The 18,052-nt window shown below is 74.7% G+C and carries 8 protein-coding genes; 3 read left to right on the forward strand and 5 right to left on the reverse strand.

The features are described from left to right. Positions 1–3: 3 nt before the first annotated feature. Entirely contained in the window at positions 4–1,224 is a 1,221-nt protein-coding gene (locus ACA514_RS00360; RefSeq protein WP_375038905.1) for an amidohydrolase, read from the forward strand. Then, positions 1,221–3,080, forward strand: a complete 1,860-nt coding sequence (locus ACA514_RS00365) for an FAD/NAD(P)-binding protein (protein ID WP_375038906.1) — start codon at positions 1,221–1,223, stop codon at positions 3,078–3,080. The genes ACA514_RS00360 and ACA514_RS00365 overlap by 4 nt, the downstream gene beginning before the upstream one ends. A gap of 399 nt (positions 3,081–3,479) precedes the next feature. Here ACA514_RS00365 and ACA514_RS00370 read toward each other — a convergent pair whose 3' ends face one another. Then, positions 3,480–5,486 (reverse strand): hypothetical protein, encoded by a 2,007-nt coding sequence (locus tag ACA514_RS00370; protein WP_375038907.1) that lies wholly within the window; start codon positions 5,484–5,486, stop codon positions 3,480–3,482. 407 nt (positions 5,487–5,893) lie between these two features. Between ACA514_RS00370 and ACA514_RS00375 the strand changes: the two genes are divergently transcribed. Then, on the forward strand, positions 5,894–6,715 hold the full coding sequence (locus tag ACA514_RS00375) for a BTAD domain-containing putative transcriptional regulator (protein WP_375038908.1): 822 nt from the start codon (positions 5,894–5,896) through the stop codon (positions 6,713–6,715). On the opposite strand, the gene ACA514_RS00380 is transcribed toward ACA514_RS00375, so the two are convergent. Genes ACA514_RS00380 through ACA514_RS00395 form a run of 4 tightly spaced genes read right to left on the reverse strand, consistent with a single transcriptional unit; the run spans position 6,683 to position 18,045 of the window. Further along, positions 6,683–8,485 carry a hypothetical protein gene (locus ACA514_RS00380; RefSeq protein ID WP_375038909.1) on the reverse strand — a complete coding sequence of 601 codons (1,803 nt, stop codon included), beginning with the start codon at positions 8,483–8,485 and terminating at the stop codon, positions 6,683–6,685. The genes ACA514_RS00375 and ACA514_RS00380 overlap by 33 nt on opposite strands. Further along, positions 8,478–13,697 carry a hypothetical protein gene (locus ACA514_RS00385; RefSeq protein ID WP_375038910.1) on the reverse strand — a complete coding sequence of 1,740 codons (5,220 nt, stop codon included), beginning with the start codon at positions 13,695–13,697 and terminating at the stop codon, positions 8,478–8,480. The genes ACA514_RS00380 and ACA514_RS00385 overlap by 8 nt, the downstream gene beginning before the upstream one ends. Then, the gene (locus ACA514_RS00390) at positions 13,694–16,888 is read right to left on the reverse strand and encodes a hypothetical protein (protein ID WP_375038911.1); all 3,195 of its coding nucleotides are present in this window, start codon (positions 16,886–16,888) and stop codon (positions 13,694–13,696) included. Before ACA514_RS00390 ends, ACA514_RS00385 begins: the two co-directional genes overlap by 4 nt. Then, a complete protein-coding gene (locus tag ACA514_RS00395) occupies positions 16,885–18,045 on the reverse strand; it encodes a Kelch repeat-containing protein (protein ID WP_375038912.1) in 1,161 nt (386 codons plus the stop codon). The genes ACA514_RS00390 and ACA514_RS00395 overlap by 4 nt, the downstream gene beginning before the upstream one ends. Positions 18,046–18,052 lie beyond the last annotated feature (7 nt).

An 18,052-nucleotide genomic window follows, 5' to 3' on the forward strand; every position in this document is an offset into this window, starting at 1 on the left:
GGCGTGACGAGCGGCAGTGTGACGAGCGGCCGGGACGATCTCGCCGCCCTCTACCAGGACCTGCATCGCCATCCCGAGCCGCCGTTCGGCGAGGTCCGGACGGCGCGGATCGCCGCCGGACGGCTGCGCGCGGCGGGCTTCGACGTCGCGACCGGGATCGGCGGCACCGGCGTGGCCGGCGCGCTGCGCAACGGCGACGGGCCGACCGTCCTGCTGCGCGCCGACATGGACGCCCTGCCCCTGCTGGAGAAGACCGGCCTCCCCTACGCCAGTACCGTGACCGCCGCCGACGAGCAAGGCGAGCGCGTGCCGCTGATGCATGCCTGCGGTCACGACATGCACGTGGCGTGCCTGGTCGGCGCGGCCGAACGGCTCGCCCGGACGCGAGCGCGATGGCGCGGCACGGTGCTCGCGGTGTTCCAGCCCGCCGAGGAGATCGCGGCCGGCGCGCGCGCGATGCTGGACGACGGCCTGTACGAGCGGTTCGGCGCGCCGGACATCGCGGTCGCCCAGCACGTCTTCCCGCACCCGGCGGGGACGCTGCTGCTGCACCCCGGCCAGGTCGTCGGCGCGACCGAGAATCTGGAGGTCAGGCTGTTCGGCAGGGGCACGCACGGAGCACAGCCCGAGCGCGGCGTCGACCCGGTCGTGCTCGCCGCCGCCGTGATCATGCGCGTGCAGACGATCGTGGCGCGGGAGGTCGCACCGGCGGACCGGGCCGTGATCACCGTGGCGCGAGTGCGGGCCGGCCACAAGGAGAACGTCATCCCCGACGAAGCCGTGCTGACGCTGAACCTGCGAGCACTCACCGGTGAGGTCATGCGCACGCTGCTGTCCGCCGTCGAACGCGTCGTCAACGCCGAGGCCGCGGCGTCGGGCGCGCCCCGCCCGCCGCGGATCCGCCCCCTCAGCTCCTACCCGGTCCTGCGCAACGACCCCGACGCCACCGCCCGCCTGGGCGAGGCGTTCACCCGCCGCTTCGGCTCCGCGCGGGTCGCGGCGCTCGACCCCATGCTCGGCGGCGAGGACTTCGGCCTTTTCGGCGAGGCGGCCGGCGTCCCCTCGGTGTTCTGGGGACTCGGCGCCACCGACCCCGCCCGGCTCGCCGAAGGCGATGCGCCGGGCAACCACTCCCCCGAGTTCGCCCCCGTGATCGAGCCCACGCTGCCGACGGGCGTCGAAGCCCTCACCACGGCGGCCCGCACGTTCCTCGGCACACCGTGACCGCATCCGTCTGCGTCGTCGGGGCCGGCCCGCGCGGCACCGCGCTCGTCGAAGGCATCGTCGCCAACGCCCCACGACGGCGGATCGACGTGCACGTCGTCGACCCGTACCCGCCCGGCGGCGGGCACGTGTGGCAGCCCGGCCAGCCCGGCCACCTGCTGATGAACACCGTCGCGGCCGGCACGACGCTGTTCACCGACGACAGCGTGCGCTGTGCGGGACCGATCGTCCCCGGCCCCAGCCTGTACGAGTGGGCGCGCCGCATCGCGCGGGACGGCCATCGCGACCCGGCCGTCCGCGACGAGGCAGCCCGGACGCTGCCCTGGTCGCACCCGACCCGCCGGTTCCACGGCCACTACCTGGCCTGGGTGTACGACCGCGTCAAGGCGACGGCGCCGGAATGGATCACGATCCACGAGCACCGGACCCGCGCCGTCGCGCTCACCGAGGACGCCGCCGGCCGCCAGACCGTCGCACTGGAGGACGGCTCGGGTCCGCTGGCCGTCGACGCGGTGATCCTGGCGATCGGCCACACCGATCTCGCCCCCACCGCCGAGCAGGAGGCCTACGCCCGGTTCGCCGCCGACCACGGCCTCTTCTACGGACCGCCCGCCAACCCCCTCGACGCGTCCCTCGACGCGGTGCCGCCGGGCGTACCGCTGCTCGTCCGGGGGCTCGGCATGAACTTCTTCGACCACATGTCGCTGCTGACGACCGGACGCGGCGGACGCTTCGAGCACCACGGCGAGCGGCTGCGCTACCACCCGTCCGGTCGGGAGCCGGTCCTGTACGCCGGTTCCCGGCGCGGCGTGCCGTACCTGGCGCGCGGCGACTACGGCCGGATGCCGCCGGTGGTCCCGGCCCGCTACTTCGACGACGCCGCCGTGGCCCGGCTGCGCGCGTCCGGACCGGTGGACTTCCGGGCCGACGTCTGGCCGCTCATCGCCAAGGAGACCGCCGCCGTCTACTACGACGTCCTCATCCGCGAGGAGCCCACCGCCTGCGCGATGCCCGCCGAACGCTTCCGCGAACGGTTCGACGCCCTCCCCTGGGAGGACCCGGCCATGGCCGAACTCATCGGCTCCGCGTTCCCGGACCCGGCCGTCCACCTCGACTTCGCCGCCCTGTACCGCCCGCTGGACGGCCTACCGCTTGACGGCGAACCCGTCCACGAAACAGTGCGAGCCCTGGTGCGCGCCGACCTGGCCCAGGCGCGCGACGCACGCCGCAGCCCCCTCAAGAACGCCATGACCGCGCTCGGCGCCACCCGCGGACCGGTCCGCCGCCTCGTCGCGCACGGCGGCCTCACGGGCCGGTCGCACCGCCGGGACCTGGACGGCTGGTTCCAGGGATTCGCCGCCTCCGTGGCCAGCGGCCCGCCCGCGGGGCGGGTGGACGAAATGCTCGCTCTGGCCGACGCCGGACTGTTGCGGTTCGCCGGCCCCGACCTGACCGTGACCGCCGACCCGGTCGCCGGCGTGTTCCTCGGCTCCTCACCCCGGACCGGCGCGGACCCGGTCGCGGCGCCCGCCTTCCTGGAGGCCCACCTGCCGCCGCCCGACCTCGGCCGTACCGCCGATCCCCTGCTGCGAGGCCTCCGGGCCCACGGCGCCTGCCGCCCCTACCGCATCCCCACCCCCGGCGGTCCGCCGTACCAGACGCGGGGCATGGACGTCGCCGCGGGCTCCTTCCGCATCATCGACGCGCGGGGACGTGAACATCCGCGCCGCTTCGCGCTCGGCCTCCCGATCGAGTCCGTCGACTGGCTGACGGCCATGGGCGCGAAGCCCGCCTCGAACGCCGCGATGCTCGTCCAGGCCGACGCGGTGGCCAGGGCGGCCCTGACCGTCCGCTGAACACGGCGCCCCGGGCGACCGCGCGGCACGCCCGGTCGCCCGCCTCCCTCATTACGAAACACCTCTTGCGCTCCCCAAGGAGCCCAAGAACCCGCAGCTTAAGACAATTGCGATCTCCCCCAATTGACACCACGCGACCCTATGACAGGTATGACACTCAGTAGCCGCATCCGCGGACCGGTCAGCGTTACGGGACCCCCGTCAAGAATCTAGGCGCACTCCTCGACGAGGGATTAGTTCCTTATCTGAAAATGTATTCGGAGGTGCTCACACTGTTGTTTGCAGAAACAAGCCGTGCTCTTTACGTTGTGGCCCCCGGGCGTCCACACTGAGCCTTTTCCAGCTTGAGTACGAGCATGCCGCTTGACCTGTGCAGACGTAGTTTTCGGCAAGCGCAGGTCACCACCCCTGGTCCTCGGTCCACTCTTTGTCGCCGTCGCCCTTCCGTTTGCCCTTGGACTTCGCACCGGTGCCGGGCTCCTCGGCCGCCGCCGCCTGGATCGCCGCGAGATAGAGCGCCGGGTCGTACGGCTCGGCCCGGAGTGCCCGGAGCGTCCGAGTGCCGACGTTGTGCGCGGCGGTGGAGCCGATGCCGGTCGGCTGCAGCACGGCCGCCAGCCCCGCCTCGGTCGCCAGCCCGTGGATCTCGGGATGGTTGACGTAGGCGGTGATCGTGAAGTGGAAGTGCAGCGCGATCCGCAGCGCGATCACCGCCGGCGTCGTGGAGGTCAGCACCGCGCTGATCGTGCGGCTGTCGAACAGCCCGATCAGCGACTCGATCCCGCCCTCGCCGTTGCGGGCCCGGTCGCGGGCGCGTTGCTCGGCGTCGGAGTCGGCGTTGTCCCCGGTGTCCACGATCGAGCCGGGCAGCGCGTTGAGGTCGGCGAGGAACTCGGCCACCCGGAGCTGGGCGTCGGCGAGCGTGTCCGAGTCGTCTGAGCGGTGAACGAGCAGCGCCGGGCCGGTCAGGCCGACGCCCACGGCGATCTCGTTGATGACGTCGCGCTGCTGGTTCAGCCGGGCGCCGATCGAGGTGATGGACTTCCCGGTCAGCAACGCCCGGGTGTAGTCGCACAGCGCGACCCAGGCCGTCGAGTGCCGCCCCTTGATCGACCTGGGACGGTCGCCGACGTAGAGGCCGAAGACCTTGCGGGCCGGGGTGAAGGTCAGTTGCACGGCGAACCGCTCGTACCGGTCCACGTACCCTTCGGGCGGGGCGAGACGCAACACGCGGCGCGGCCGGGTCACCGGCTTGGCGTGGTGTTCGGCGACCAGTTTGGCTGCCAGCTCGACCTCCTCGCCCCGCACCTTGTCGACGCCGGCCAGCGCGGTGCCGCGGAAGTCGGTGGCCTTGCAGCAGAGCGGATAGGTCAGCTCCATGCTGAGGATGTGGTCGGCGATGGCATGCGCCGGCAGCGTTTCGAGCGAGGCCGTGCCGGTTCCGAACTTGCGCGGGTCCAGCAGCCGCTTGGGATCGGAATCCGCCGCGTGCCATACGGCCCGGGTGTCGAAGACGTCCCAGAGCGCCGCGGTGAGCTCCTCCTTCGGCTGAATGGCCAGCTCTTCCTCTTCCGCGAGGAGGGCGGCCTCCTCCACCCGGGTCGTCCTGGTGGACTTGGGCCGTGGGCCGCCTGGCAGCGGCATGTCGATCGCTGTGAGCGGGACGGTGTTGCGCAAGTGCAGGAGGGCCACGATGACGCGTTGCAGCTCGACCACGATGCTGTCGTTGTCCACCGCGGGCATCGACCGGGCCCTGGTGAGAGCCTTCTTGAGATGTTCTTGCGCCTTCGCGTACCACGCCGCCGGGCTCAGGTCCTTGGCCATCGCGGGCGGCACTTCGACGTCCTCCTCGACTCCGGCGCCGCCATCGCCCGAGATCGGGCCGGACATGGTGGAGTCAGAGGTCGAACTGGAGCTGGACGAGCTGGAGCTGGAAGAACCGGAAGCCGGTGTCCACTTCACCCGTTTGGCGGTGCTGCGGTCCTTCTCGCTCGGCTCATAGCCGAAGTCGCTCTCCAGCGGAGTCCTCTCCAGGGCCTCGTCCATCTTGCCGAGGGTGGACTGCCAGGTCAGCGACTTCTTGAGATAGGCATACGGGACGTCGCGCAGCAACTCTCCGTACCGATGCCCGGGCAGTGTCCCGATGTAGGCGCACAGCTCGATGACGTTCTCGAGCGCGTTCGCCGGGGTCTGGCCGACCACCTCTGACCGCACCATGTCCGTGAAGCCGTGCCAGGGCGACAGGTGGCTCTTGTGGGCGGCGCCATAGAGCCCCGGCGGCCGGCCCCCGACGAGGAGCTGGTCCACCACGACGACGTCGGCTCCCGTTCCACCGCCGGGGGCCCGTCGCGTCACGATCTGGATGGCGAACATCTGGTCGGAGAATTCGTCGCGCTCGCCGGGCATGCGGCACCGCCTTGGGTTCAGGGAGGTTCTGAGCAACTCTCACAACTCAACTCAAGTCCGATCGCGGAGGGCAAGCCTTCGCCTGCTCGGCCGACACCCGATAACTGTCCGGAAGGCGGCCGAAACCCTAGGTGCAGATTTGCCGGTCAGGCGACGTGCGTAACGGTCGCCGGGTCGTCGCGGCCGGTCATGTCGTTCAGTTCCCCTCGCCGCCGGAGCGGGAAGTCAGCGCGGGCCGCCGCCCGGTGTCCCAGTCGGCGAGGCCTGCCTCCAACTCGACCGTACCGAAGAGGAGCAACGCGCTCGCGGCGAACGGTCACAGCTCAGGTAGCGGCTCCAGGACGTCGCGGACGGCCTGCGTCCGGGATGGAACGGCGTGGAACGCCCTACTCATAAAGGGGCGCCACATGACGATGCCGGAAATGGAAGTGCTGGAGCTGCGCGTGCTGGGGCCGTTCGAGGCGGTCGCGGGCGGGCGGCTGGTCGGGCTCGGGGGGCCTCGGATCCGGGGCGTCCTGGCCCGGCTGGCGGTCGTGCCGGGCCGGACGGTGAGCGTGGCCGCGCTGGTCGCCGAGCTGTGGGGGCCGCGGCCGCCCGAGGACGCCTACCGGACCGTCCGCACCTACGTCTCTCGGCTGCGGGCCGCGCTCAGGCCGGCCGGGCCGCACGAGCTGCTGGTGACCCGGGCGCCGGGCTACCAGCTGCGGACCGAGCAGGTCGCGATCGACGCGGTGCGGTTCGAGCGGGCGGTCGCCGAGGGGTGCCGCGCGCCCGGGCCGCGGGTCGCGGCCGAGCGGCTCACGCAGGCGCTGGAGCTGTGGCGCGGCGAGCCGTTCGCCGAGTTCAGCGAGGTGGGCGAGCATCCCGGCCTGGCCGCCGAGGCGGCCCGGCTGGAGCGGCTGCGGCTCACCGCGATCGAGGCGCGGGCCGAGGCGGCGCTGCAGCTCGGGCTCGACGCGCAGGTGGCGGCCGAGCTGGAGGAGCTGGTCCGCGACCACCCGACCCGGGAGCGGCTGTGGGGCGGCCTGATGGTCGCGCTGTACCGGTCGGGGCGGCAGGCCGACGCCCTGTCGGCGTACCGGTCCGCCAGGCGGGTGCTGGTCGGCGAGCACGGCGTGGAGCCGTCCCGTGCGCTGGTCGAGATCCACCGCCGGGTCCTGCGGCAGGACCCGGCGCTGGATCTCGACCGGTCCGCCTCAGCCGTCCGTGCCGGGCGTGTCGACGGTTAGGTCGAACCCCAGCCCGCTGGAGCGCTCGCCACGGCCCAGGCCGCGGCGGGCGGCAAGCCACACCACCGGGCGCCCGTCGCTCCACCGCGTCCTGTTGTAGGCGACGGTGACGCGGGTGCCGGTGCGCGGCACCTCCTCCTCGTTCACGAAGTACGAGTGGCCTGCGTCCAGGCCCTCGCGGAGCAGCGACGTGCGCGGCCGGACCGGGACGGCGTCGACGGCGCCCGGCATCGCCGCCCGCTGGAGCTGGACGCTGCGGTTGTCGCCGGGCACGTGCACCGGGATGAACGGGATCCAGTTCTCCGGCACCGAGCTCATCACCTCGTAGGCGATCGGCGCCCGCGGCGCGTCCGGCGTTGGGGCCTGGTGCAGCCGGCGCCGCTGCGCCAGGGTCTCGGCGGCGGTCTCCTCGCCGCGGCGGCCCTCGCCGGTGGCCAGCGGCACGGTCTGCTCGATGCCCCAGACCAGGTTGGCGTTCTCGTCGCGGACCAGCGCCACGTCCTCCAGCGCCGGACCGGTCGCGACCTTCGGGACGGCGGGCGGCAGGAACAGCCCGGCGTCGCCGCCGTCGAGGGTGAACATCGTCCACCGCTGCCACTTCTGCCCGGTCCCCGTCCCGGCCCGGGTGACCCACACCCGCCGGCCGAAGACGTCGGTCACCGCCAGTCCCTGGACGGAGGCCAGCGTGCCGGCCGGCAGGTCGCACGGGATCTGGTACCAGTCGTTGCTGTAGACGAGCGCGAACTCCAGGAAGACCAGCCGGGCCAGGTCGGTGCTGTCGGGCGTGACGGCGGCGAAGTTGGTCCGCCCGTCCTCCAGCGCCCACCAGCGCGGCAGCGGCATCCCCGCGAAGCGGACCGGCGCCGGGAACACCGTCCGGTTGAAGGTGACCGGTGCCGGCGGAGTCGCGCCGCCCAGCGGCCCGCCGGTGTCGACCGAGAAGGTGTGCCAGTCCACCTCGCCGCCCGGGTACTCGGGCGCGGTGAGGACGGTCTGCCCGCCCGCCGGCGCGGCGGCCGAGATCGCGAAGCGGTGTTCGAGCCGCCGCGGGTCGAAGGACCGGGCGGCTCCCGGCTGGTCGATCAGCGCGTCGAACCAGCCGGTCAGCACCGGCCCGAGCGCGTCCAGCTCGGCCAGGTGCTGGTGCCCGGGGTCGTTGATCCCGTCGGACGCGCGGCCGCCCCCCTTGACGTGCCGGTAGAGCAGGTAGCCGTCCATCGCGCGCCCGGCGGCGGCCTCCAGGGACGCCCAGACCGCCGGGTGGGCGGTCCGCTCGATGTCGCCGGGCGACTCCGGGTCGGGCACCGCGATCGGGTAGAGCGCGACGTACTGCTCGGCGAAGCGGTGCGGGCGCAGCTTCTGCGACCGCTGGAGCAGCTTCACCCAGCGGCGCCCGAGGGCCTGCCGCAGGTCGTAGGAGACCGGCTCGCCGCCGTGGTCGAAGGAGAGCGGGCGCCGCTCGGCGGCCGTCTGCAGCGGCCGTCCCGGCGGCAGCGGCCCGGCGGGGCCGTCGCCGGGCCGGAACCCGCCGGGGGCGCTGGTGGCGACGGAGTAGGTCATCGTCACCGGCGATCCGGCGTCGGACCCGCGGAACTCGCCGAGCTGCCACTGCCGGGTCAGCATCCACAGCGGGTCGCGCACCTCGGCCCGCAGGGCGCGGCCGAAGTCGGTGGTCCGGGGCCGGCCCTCCAGCCGGTTCCACACCCCGACGGTCGGGTGGTCGCGGTGCGCGAGCGCGGCCGGGAGGTCGTCGATCCGCGGCTCAGTCATGGGCTGCCTTCCATCGGGCGTTGGCGACCGCGAGGTCGGTGCTGATCGTGATCGGCTGCCGGGTCGCCGACATCACCGTCGCGGGCAGCAGCTGGGCGTACGGGGTGTCGTCGAGGTGCTCGGGCTCCACGGCCCGGCTCCGGGCCAGGTCGAAGGTCTCGTTGACGGCGGCGACCAGGTCGCCGACGTCCCAGGCCCCGGTCCGCACCGGCGGGGCGACCAGCAGCATCGCCTGCGGCGGCTCGGAGTCGGGCCGGTCCACGTTGACCGCGATGCCGGTGGTCTCCCGGTCGGCCGGGACGACCTCGGTCCACTCGTCGATCAGCAGGCCGACCTGGGTGCGGTCCTGGCCGGGCGAGTTCTGCGTCGTGTAGGACGCGGTGAACAGCAGCCGGTCCTCGGTGATGGCGGTGCCGGGCACGAACTCCATGCCGAGCCAGTGGTCGTCCGCGCGCCAGGGGAGCTGGATCGGGACCAGCTCGGGCTCGTCGTCCAGCACGCCCTCGTCGCCGGCGAGCGCGCCGGCCAGCAGCAGGGTCTGCTCCCACAGGCGCGGCTTGTCGCGCACCCTGGCCACGCCGTGCAGCCAGTCGTCGAGCGGGAAGTCCCGGGCGACCGGCGGCCGGGTGAGGTGGGCGACCAGGTCCGCGCTGCCGTCGCGGGCCTTGCGGACTTCGGCGGCCAGCGCGTCCGGCGGCGTGTACTCGGGGACCACCAGCACGTCCGCGCCCAGCAGCGCGCGCAGCGCGTCGGTGGCGGCGGTGACCCGGTCGGGGCCGGTCACCGCCTGGTCGTGGCGGGCCATCGCGGCCGACGCCGCCGCCAGCCGGGCGGCGATCTCGGCCTGCGCCGCCTTCGCCCGGTCCAGCAGCGTCCGGCCGTAGGCGACGACCTGGTCCTGCGTAGGGGCGAGGTCCAGGCCCTCGGGGTCGATGTCGGTGATCGGCAGGAGACCGGCGACGTCGTGCAGCAGCCCGCTGAGCGTGTCGCGGCTGCTACCGGCGATCTGGTCCAGCTTCTCCACGCGGCCGTTGAAGGTCTTGCGCAGGTTGCCGACGGCCGTGCGGTACTTCGCCGGGGTGTTGGGCGGTGTCGCGACCGGATGGGTCGTCAGCAGCCGCTCGGCCTGGCGCAGGATGCGGTAACGCTCGGAGTCGAGCGTGCCGGACTTCAGCGCGTCGTAGCCGGCGAGGACCGCGTCGGCGGCGGACAGTGCCCTGGTCAGGCGGGCGGCGGCGTCCGCGACCTGGGCCAGCACACCGGTGAACACGCCCCGCCGCCAGGCGGCCAGCTCGCTCCAGCCGGCGGTGGTGAGCCCGAAGCGCGCGGCGACGCCGGCCAGGCCGGCGTACCGGGTGAGGAACGCGTCGATCTGGTCGAGGACGTCGGAGCGGCGGACCGCGGCCGGCGGCGCCGGGTAGAGCTTGCCCAGGTCGGCGATGAACTCGGCGACGTCGTCCCCGAGGTCGGTGAGCGTGTCGATGACCGCGGCGGGCCGGTCCCGGTCCACCGAGACGGCGTCGTCGATCCCGCGGTCCACGGTCGTCACGCCGGAGGCGGCCATCAGGTCTGTCGGCCGCAGCGGGCGCGACGCGGTGAGGAGCGACCGCAGCGCGGCGATCAGCGGCGACAGCTCGAAGAAGCCGACCTTGCCGTCGATCCGCTCGGTGTAGTGGATCGTCAGCTCGGCGTCGGGGCGTGGATGCTCCCGGTCGAGGACCTCGCCGATGATCAGGTCGTCGAGTTCGGTCGTGCTCGCCCGCGCCACCGGCCGCACGGTCCACAGCAGGTCGATCGGCTGGAGGCCGATGTCGTTCTGGCTGACCACCCGGCGCTCCTGCTTCCCGCCGACCGGGTCGGTCCAGGTGACCAGCGCGGCGACGTCGGTCTTGTCCGGCAGCAGGCCGGGCAGCCAGTCGTTCACCGCCGGCTCGGCCTGCGAGCGCGCGGAGCTGATGCCGGGGCCGTGGTCGGGGTTCAGGCCGGGGGTCAGCCGCAGGGCGAACCGATGGGTCAGCGTGGTGCCGCTCCGCGGCGTCCGGACGACGTCGGGCTCGGGCGGGAAGCCCTCCTTGGCGTAGGCGTCGAGCGTGGCCGAGGCCCGTTCGGCGTTGCCCGCCAGGGCCTGGTGGGCGCCCTCGGCCACGGCGAGGTCGGCCAGCGCGTCGTTCACCTGGATCAGCGCGAGGACCTCCGCGGTGATCGCGTCGGCCTGGTCGGTGGTGGCGTCCGGCAGCGTGCCTTCGAGCCCGAACGGGTACCGCTGCTCGACGTCGCCCCGGGTGACGTGCCGGACGAGGGCGAGGCCGTCCACCACGTTGCGTGCCTCGACCTGGTCGATCCGGACCGGCCGGGCGGGGTCGGGCACGGTGTCGGGGATCTTGCCGGCCCGCAGCGGGAAGGCCAGCCGCAGCGCGGCGACGAACGCGTCCACCTCGGCCCGGCCGTGCCGGTCGTGCAGGCCGCGCTCCAGCCGGTAGCCGAGCAGCGCGCCCAGCGGCTGGCCCTGCCGCAGCCCGTCCAGGAGCCCGAGCGCGGTCCTGACCCGGGCCGAGCCGAGGTCCACCGCGAACGCGTCCGGCGTCTGCGGCGAGGCGCCCGCCGCGTATCCGGCGCGCAGCACGGCCGCGGTCCTGGCGTGGCCGGGCGACGGCGCGTGCACGAACCCCTCGTTGGCCGGGTCCTGGAGCAGCGGCGCGGGCCCCTTGAAGACCTCGGCCAGCGGCCCGGTGAGCTGCACCGGGGTCAGCTCGTCGGTGCGCGGCCGGACGTCCTCCAGCCAGCCGTAGGCGCCGAGGTGCAGACCCGTGGCGGCCGGCGCGGTCCCGTCCGGGCCGAAGCGCAGCTCGCCGAGCCGCTCGGTGGCCAGCCCGAGCCGCCACGCGTCCAGCCGGTAGGTGGCCAGGTCGAGATGCTCGGTGAGCACCCGCTCCAGCGCGGCCGTGGGCAGGCCGGCCAGCGTCCCGATCGCCGCGACCTGCTCGGCGAGCTGGGCGGTGGCCGGCGACTGGTGCAGGACGCCCGGGATGAAGTCGACCAGGAGCCGGTCGGCGCTGCCGGTGACGGCGGGCTCGGGCGTGTAGAGCCGCCGGAACCTGCTCTCGCTGGGCAGCGACCGTCCGGCGCCGGGGATGCGGACGTGGATGAACGCCGGGTCGGCGGCCAGCTCGCCGGGGTCGGCGACCCCGGCCGCGACGGCCAGGTTCCGCGCGGCGTCCGCCCAGCCCAGCAGCACCGCGTGCCGCAGCATCAGGTAGAGCAGGGCCGCCGGCGGCGTGTCGCCGGTGAAGCCGAGGTCGAGCCGTACGGCGTCGAGGTCGGCCCCGGCGTTGTCGGCCAGCAGCCGCAGGTAGTTGCGGTGGTCGGGGGTGTAGTCGCGGACGGGGTCGGTCTCCGACAGCGGCCGGTCGTCCACCAGCGGCGCGAGCAGCGGCTGCTGGAAGTCGACGAACAGCCGGCGGAGCAGGTCGGGGTCCTGCGCCTCGCCGCCGTCGGGGTGGCCGAGTCGGGTCAGCAGGGCGCGCAGCGGCCCGGGCATGCCGAGCCGGTCGAGGGCGGGCAGGACGGTCGCGCCCAGGCCGCCGAGGTTCTCCCGGTTGAAGACGTCCTCGACGCTCTGCGCGTACCGCTGGTAGAACTCGGCCGAGGTCGGGTGCTGGGCGAGGATGTCCAGCAGCAGCTGGTGGGTGTCGTCGGCGTCGGCGCCGATATGCGGCACCTTTTCGGCCACCGCCGCCCAGTCCTGCGCCGCCGCGCTCAGCACGGTGTTCAGCGCCCGGCGGTGCGGCCGGGAGTCGGGCCAGGCGAGCCGGGAGAACGCCGTGGTCGGCACGATGCCGTACGGCTGGCGGCCGATCTTGACGGCGGGCAGCGGGCCGCGTCCCGACACGTACCGCAGGAAGAAGTCCCGCGTCTCGTCGATGGCGCCGGCGCCGAGGATCGGGTGCAGGGCCGTCCGCAGGAAGTAGCCCCAGGTGGCCGGCCACAGCGCGGTGTTGGCGGCCCGGGCGTCGCGCTGGTCGGTCAGGTCGGCGTTCGGCATGCCGTCCAGGACGGCCGGGTCGAGGCCGAGCAGGCCCACCAGCCGGTGCCCGTCGGTCTCGGTCGTCCAGTCCGTGTGCGCGTCGAGCCCGCCGGCGGTGGCCAGGCTCGCGTCGGCCTCGGCCCGCTCGTCCTGCCCCGCCGGGGCGTCCTCGCTGTTGTTGGTCGGGGTGCCTTGGGGCAGCAGCGCGAACCCGGCCGGGCTGCACACCTGGCGGGTGATCAGGTCGGCGAGGTCGGCGGCGCCCTGGGCGGGACCGGTCCGCGTGCGCAGGCCGAGCACGACCAGGCGGTCCAGGCCGCCCCGGGTCGAGTCGTCGAGGGGGATGCGCAGGCCCATGCCGATCTGCACGGCGCGGTCGAAGTCGGTCAGCCAGCGCAGCTCGTCGGGCACGTGCAGCTGTCCCGTCCGCTCGTCCACGCTGAGCTGGTCGCCGGCGCCCGGATCGGGGCTGACCGGCAGCGTGGCCGGCACCTGGGCGCCGGTGGCCGACAGCACCTGGGTGCCGTCCACATAGCCGAGCACGGTGAAACGGTCGGGCAGCAGCCGCGCGCGGGCGGCCTGCGTCCAGGAGTCGGCCGCCACGTCGGTGACCGGCGGCAGCACCAGGAACGCGACCGCGACCGCGTCGCCGGCGGCGACCGCGGCGGCGTCGACGCCCGCCGGACGGGCGGCCCTGATCGCGGCCGCCCTGGCGGCGCCGACGGCGGTGAGCAGGGCGGCGTCGGCCGCCCGCAGCGCCTGCCGGTCGCCGTGCGCCCGCCAGACCGCCGTCCAGTACGCCACCGACGGCGCTCGGTCGGCGATCGCGGGCGCCTGGGCGGACACCACGACCAGCACGGTCGTCCCGGGGGCGAGGCCGGAGGGCTCCTCTGCCGGGTCGGCCGGCGTACGGGTGCGCAGCAGCCAGGTCGCCCGGCCCGCGGGGACCCTGGCGGCCAGCTCGCGGAACGCCTCCTGGACTCCCGCCGGGTCGCCGGCGGCGGTCCAGCGGGCGGTCCAGTACGCGTCCAGCGCGGCGATCTCGGCCCGGGTGGGACGCGGCTCGAACTTGTCGACCGCCCACTCGTCCGGGAACACCCGGACGAGCAGCTCGGTCGCGGTGAACCGGGTCTCGATCCGGACCGGGCCCAGCAGCACCGGGAAGTCGTCACTCAGCGGGCTGGTCATCGCGGCAACATCTCCTGAGCGTGTACGGCCACCAGGACCGGGACCTGGAAGAGGATGTAGGCGAGGTCGGCCGAGCCGAGGCCGGAGAACCACAGCGGCAGGTTCTCGTCCTCGCCGCGCTGCTGGGCCTTCTCCTCGTCGCCGGCCCCGTCGAGGGGGGCGAGGGGAACCGTGGTGCCGGGGTCCAGCTCGATGAACCCGCGGTGGTGCGGGTCGACGTCGTCCCAGGTCAGGTCGTTCCACACCTCGACCGGCGCGGCAGGGCCGTCGTCCACGCCGAACCTCGGGTCGCCGGGGCGCTCCTTGAGGACGAAGAACCAGCCGGCGTCGTCCGGCGGGTCGCCCAGCGCCTCGGCGGCGTCCAGGTCGAAGCCGAGCAGGTAGAGGTCGGGCTCGATCCTGGCCTCGTACAGCGGCAGGCGGATCAGGTCGCGCGACGGGGTGCCGTCCGCCGGCGGCTCCACCGGCACCCGCTGCCGGGTGAGGTCGGGCAGGCCGTCCTCGCCGGGCGGCCAGGCGGCCCGCTGGGCGTAGATCGCCGCCGTCGGGTACTTCTTGAGCAGCTCGCCCCTGATGACCAGCACCAGGTCGTCCTTCTGCGGCGCGCCCGCCGGGCGGTTCTCGTTCCGGCCGAGGAACGTGGTGACCGGCCAGGTGTGGATCGGCGGGATGTCGTAGCCCCGCTCGCGGCGCTGCCCGGGCGTCTCGTCCGGCAGCGGCAGCGCCGCCCGCGGGTCCCAGAACTGGCGGAACGGGGTGCCGCGCTGGTCGGTGGGGTACTCGCGCCACAGCAGCTCGCGGGCCATCTCGTGGTTGAGCCCGACCAGGTAGGACTCGATGAACTCCCGGTTGTTCTCCAGGAGCGTGATCGAGTTCGCCGGCAGCAGGCCGACGTTGGGCACCAGGTCGTCGGCCGAGCGGTCCAGCAGCGCCTGGAACATCGGCAGGTCGAAGACCGGGTAGGCCATCGCCTCGATGAACCGGTCGGCGAAGGGGCGCAGCCGCTCGGGCAGGTCCACCGAGCCGAGCAGCGACTTCGGCACGGTCTGGTCGGCGCGCAGACCGTCCAGCGCCGAGGCGGTGGCGCCGACGACGTCCAGCCGCCGCCGCTGCTCGGCGCGCCCGACGCCGGTCGCGGTGTCGAAGCCCTGGTACAGCTCGCGCAGCGCGGCCTTGAACCGGGTCGCCTCGGCGCTGTCGTCGGCCCCCGGGGTCGGGACGACCGGGTCGCCGATCTCGCGGATCACGAAGTCGGGGCTGCTGGGCAGCGAGTCGACCGGACTCGCGACCAGACCGGGCGCGGCGGTCAGACCGGGCGCGGCGGTCACGCCGGGGGCCGGGTGCAGCGCGGCGTCGAGCTGTTCGGGTGTCACGACGGCGGCCGGGGCGGCCTTGGGCGCGGCGGCGGTGACCGGGGCCACCGGGTCGTCCATGCGCGGGACCAGGGTGTCGCCGAGCTGCCGGGGCGTGCGCGACAGCGTCCGCATGAGCCGCGACCCCGGCCGGGTGATGCGGCGCATCGCCGGGGACACCGGAGCGGCGGCGACCCGGCTGGCCGCGACCCGGAAGCCGATCGCCACGTTCTCCGTGACGCCGGCGTCCGGGTCGTCCGGGTCCTCGGGCAGCGGGGCGACGACGCGCGAGTGGGCCGGCGCGGTGAGCCGCAGCGGCCGCCCCGACGGCGGTGCCGCCGCCAGCGCCGCCGCAGTGGCGCCGGTGGGCGGGTCCAGGTGCTTGACCTGCAGGGCGTGCCCGACCTCGCGGGCGAGCTGGGCGGCGCGGATCCTGGCGTTGGCCGCCAGGACGTCGCCGACCTGCGCCCACGCGGCGGCCACCAGCTCCTCCTGGCGGGCCTGCACGACCTCGGTGCCGAGGTTGGCCGCCACCCGGAAGCGCGGGTCGAGGTTCAGCCGGTGCGTCCAGCCGTGCGCGACCTCCGGCGTGACCGGTGTGCCGTCCCGGTCGGCCAGCAGCCGGGAGGTGAGCGCGTGCCAGCGGCCGTAGAGCGGCGGGGTGATCACCGGGTCGGGGCCGTCGTCGACGGCGGCGAGCCGGGCGTGCGCGGCCTCGGGCGTCTGGGTCTGGTAGTCGTCGGCCAGATTGACGAGATCGGCCAGCGCCTGCTCGAAGGGGTGCGGATACGGCGGGGCCGGTGCCGGGTCGCCGTGCCAGTTGTCCCAGTTCTCGGCCGGGTCCGGGACGCCGGGAGCGCGCAGGGCGCCGCCCAGCCGCAGGACGCCGCCGGAGGCGTCGATGCCGGGCAGGCCGAGGCCGGGCGGCCGGTGCACGTCGATCTCCCGGTGCCCGACCAGCGGGTCGGCGGGCCGGGGCTGGAGCAGCCGGACCAGGAACTCGAAGTCGCCCGTGGTGCCGGTGGTGAAGGCCCACCGGTAGTAGTAAGGCAGCAGCCCTTCCGCCGGGCGGCCGGGGTAGTGCGGTCCCCAGGCGGCCTGGAGCGCGGCCGGCGACACCGCCGGGTCGATGCCGAGGCCGGCGAGCCGTCCGGTCTCGAACGCCGGGACCAGGAACGCCTCGTAGGCGGTGTCGGGCCGCAGCCGCCGCGGGCACATGACCCGCGCGCAGGCGCTGTCGCCGTCGGTGGCCAGCACATGGCCGAGCGCGGCCAGCACGGCCGGGTCGGTGTCCTCGGCCACCGGGTCGTCCAGCGACCCGTTGACGTGGACGTGCGCCCATGCGCCGAGCTGCTCGGGCGGCGGCAGCGCGGCCGGGTCGGTGACCGCGATGACCGGCAGCGGCCCGGTGCCCTGCGGGCTGTCGGCGAACTCGGCGTCGGCGCCCGCCGGGTCGGCGCCGACGGCCAGGACGACCAGCGCCAGCCAGGGGGTGAGCCGTCCGGTCGCCGGGTCGGGCACCGCCGGGCTGTAGCGCCACGGGAAGTCCTCGTCGGTGAACTCGATGTGCGCCAGGAGGTTGGGCTCCATGGCGGTCACGCCGGCCCGCGGTTCGGTCCGCGAGATCGCGCGCGGGTCCACCCCGACGACGTCGCCGGGGCCGTAGAGCTGGACGTCCCGGTGGACGTCCTGCGTGATGGGGCGGCCGTTCAGCCCCTCGCCGGTCACCACGAGATGGACCGGGACGCTGGCGCGGGCGGCGGCGCCGGGGTCCGCGGTGATCTGGGTCGCGATGCCGGTGCGCAGCCACGGCAGGAAGGAGTAGGCGTTGGCGGTCACGGCTGGTTCCCGTAGAGCTCCGAGCCGTCGGTCAGCTCGGTGACGGCGGGGTCGGCGGCGGCGAGGCCGGAGCGGACGACGCCGCCGGCCACCACGGCCCGGCCCTCGCTGAGCGCGGCGGCTGCCAGCGACCAGCGGCCCAGGCCGAGCCCGGCCAGCGGCGTCCAAATGTTGGTGCCGGTGTCGTAGACGATGGCGCTGCGGTAGCCGGCCTCGTCCCGGTCGGCGGCGGTGCCGCCGACCACCAGGACCTTGCCGGCGCCGAAGGGGACGGCCCGGTGGAACGCCCGGCCGGACGGCATGTCCCGGACCGCCGTCCAGGTGCCGGTGGCCAGATCGTAGCGCTCGGCGGTGCGCTGGCTGAACGGGTCGAATGGGCCGTCGCCGGACGCGCCGGGGGCCGTCCCGCCCGTGACCAGGACGGTGGTGCCCGACAGCGGGGTGGCCTGGTGGTGGCGGCGTCCGCGCAGGAGGCTCCCGGTCGGGGTCCAGTGGCCGGTGGCCGGGTCGTACAGCTCGCAGAAGGCCAGGGCCGGGTCGTCGGGCGTGCCGACCGGCGCCGAGCCGCCGACGACCAGGACCCTGCCCCCGGCCAGCGGCACCGCCGTGTGCCTGGTGCGGGCGTCGGTCATGTCGTCGGCGGGATGCCACTTGCCGGTGCCGGGGTCGAAGCGCTCGGCCGAGCGGAGGGCCTTGGTGGTCGTGCCCGACCGCGTTCCGGTGCCGCCCGACACCAGCACCGAGCCGTCCGGCAGCAGGGCGGCCGCGTGCCCCCAGCGCGGGGTGACCATCGGGTCGGCGGGGCCCCAGGCGTGGTGCGCCGGGTCGTAGATCTCGGCGCTGCGGAGCCCCGGCCCGGCCGCCGCGCCGCTCAGTCCGCCGGTGGCCAGCACCCGGCCGTCGTTCAGCAGGGTGAGCGTGTGCAGCCTGCGCGCGGCGGCGAGGGCGCCGGCGGGGTTCCAGCCGCCGGTCGCCGGGTCGAAGACGGCGCTCAGGTCCAGCCCGGCCGAGGCGGCGTCGGCGCCGCCCGCGACGAGGACCGGTCCGGTGCCGTCCAGCGCGATCGCGCCGTCGTGCTGTCCGTACCAGGCGGCGGCCTTGGGCAGGACGGCCTTGGCCGTCCAGACCGCGGCGGTGGCCACAGGCGTAACGGTCATGGCGTCG

Origin of the sequence: Actinomadura sp. NTSP31 (assembly GCF_041951385.1) — a bacterium.
Lineage (GTDB): Bacteria > Actinomycetota > Actinomycetes > Streptosporangiales > Streptosporangiaceae > Spirillospora > Spirillospora napierensis.

Bases quoted from the DNA above. Each gene is read 5' to 3' on its own strand.
- ACA514_RS00370 (WP_375038907.1), bottom strand. From the start codon at position 5,486: ATGCCCGGCGAGCGCGACGAATTCTCCGACCAGATGTTCGCCATCCAG.
- ACA514_RS00380 (WP_375038909.1), bottom strand. From the start codon at position 8,485: ATGACTGAGCCGCGGATCGACGACCTCCCGGCCGCGCTCGCGCACCGC.
- ACA514_RS00375 (WP_375038908.1), top strand. From the start codon at position 5,894: ATGACGATGCCGGAAATGGAAGTGCTGGAGCTGCGCGTGCTGGGGCCG.
- ACA514_RS00385 (WP_375038910.1), bottom strand. From the start codon at position 13,697: ATGACCAGCCCGCTGAGTGACGACTTCCCGGTGCTGCTGGGCCCGGTC.
- ACA514_RS00395 (WP_375038912.1), bottom strand. From the start codon at position 18,045: ATGACCGTTACGCCTGTGGCCACCGCCGCGGTCTGGACGGCCAAGGCC.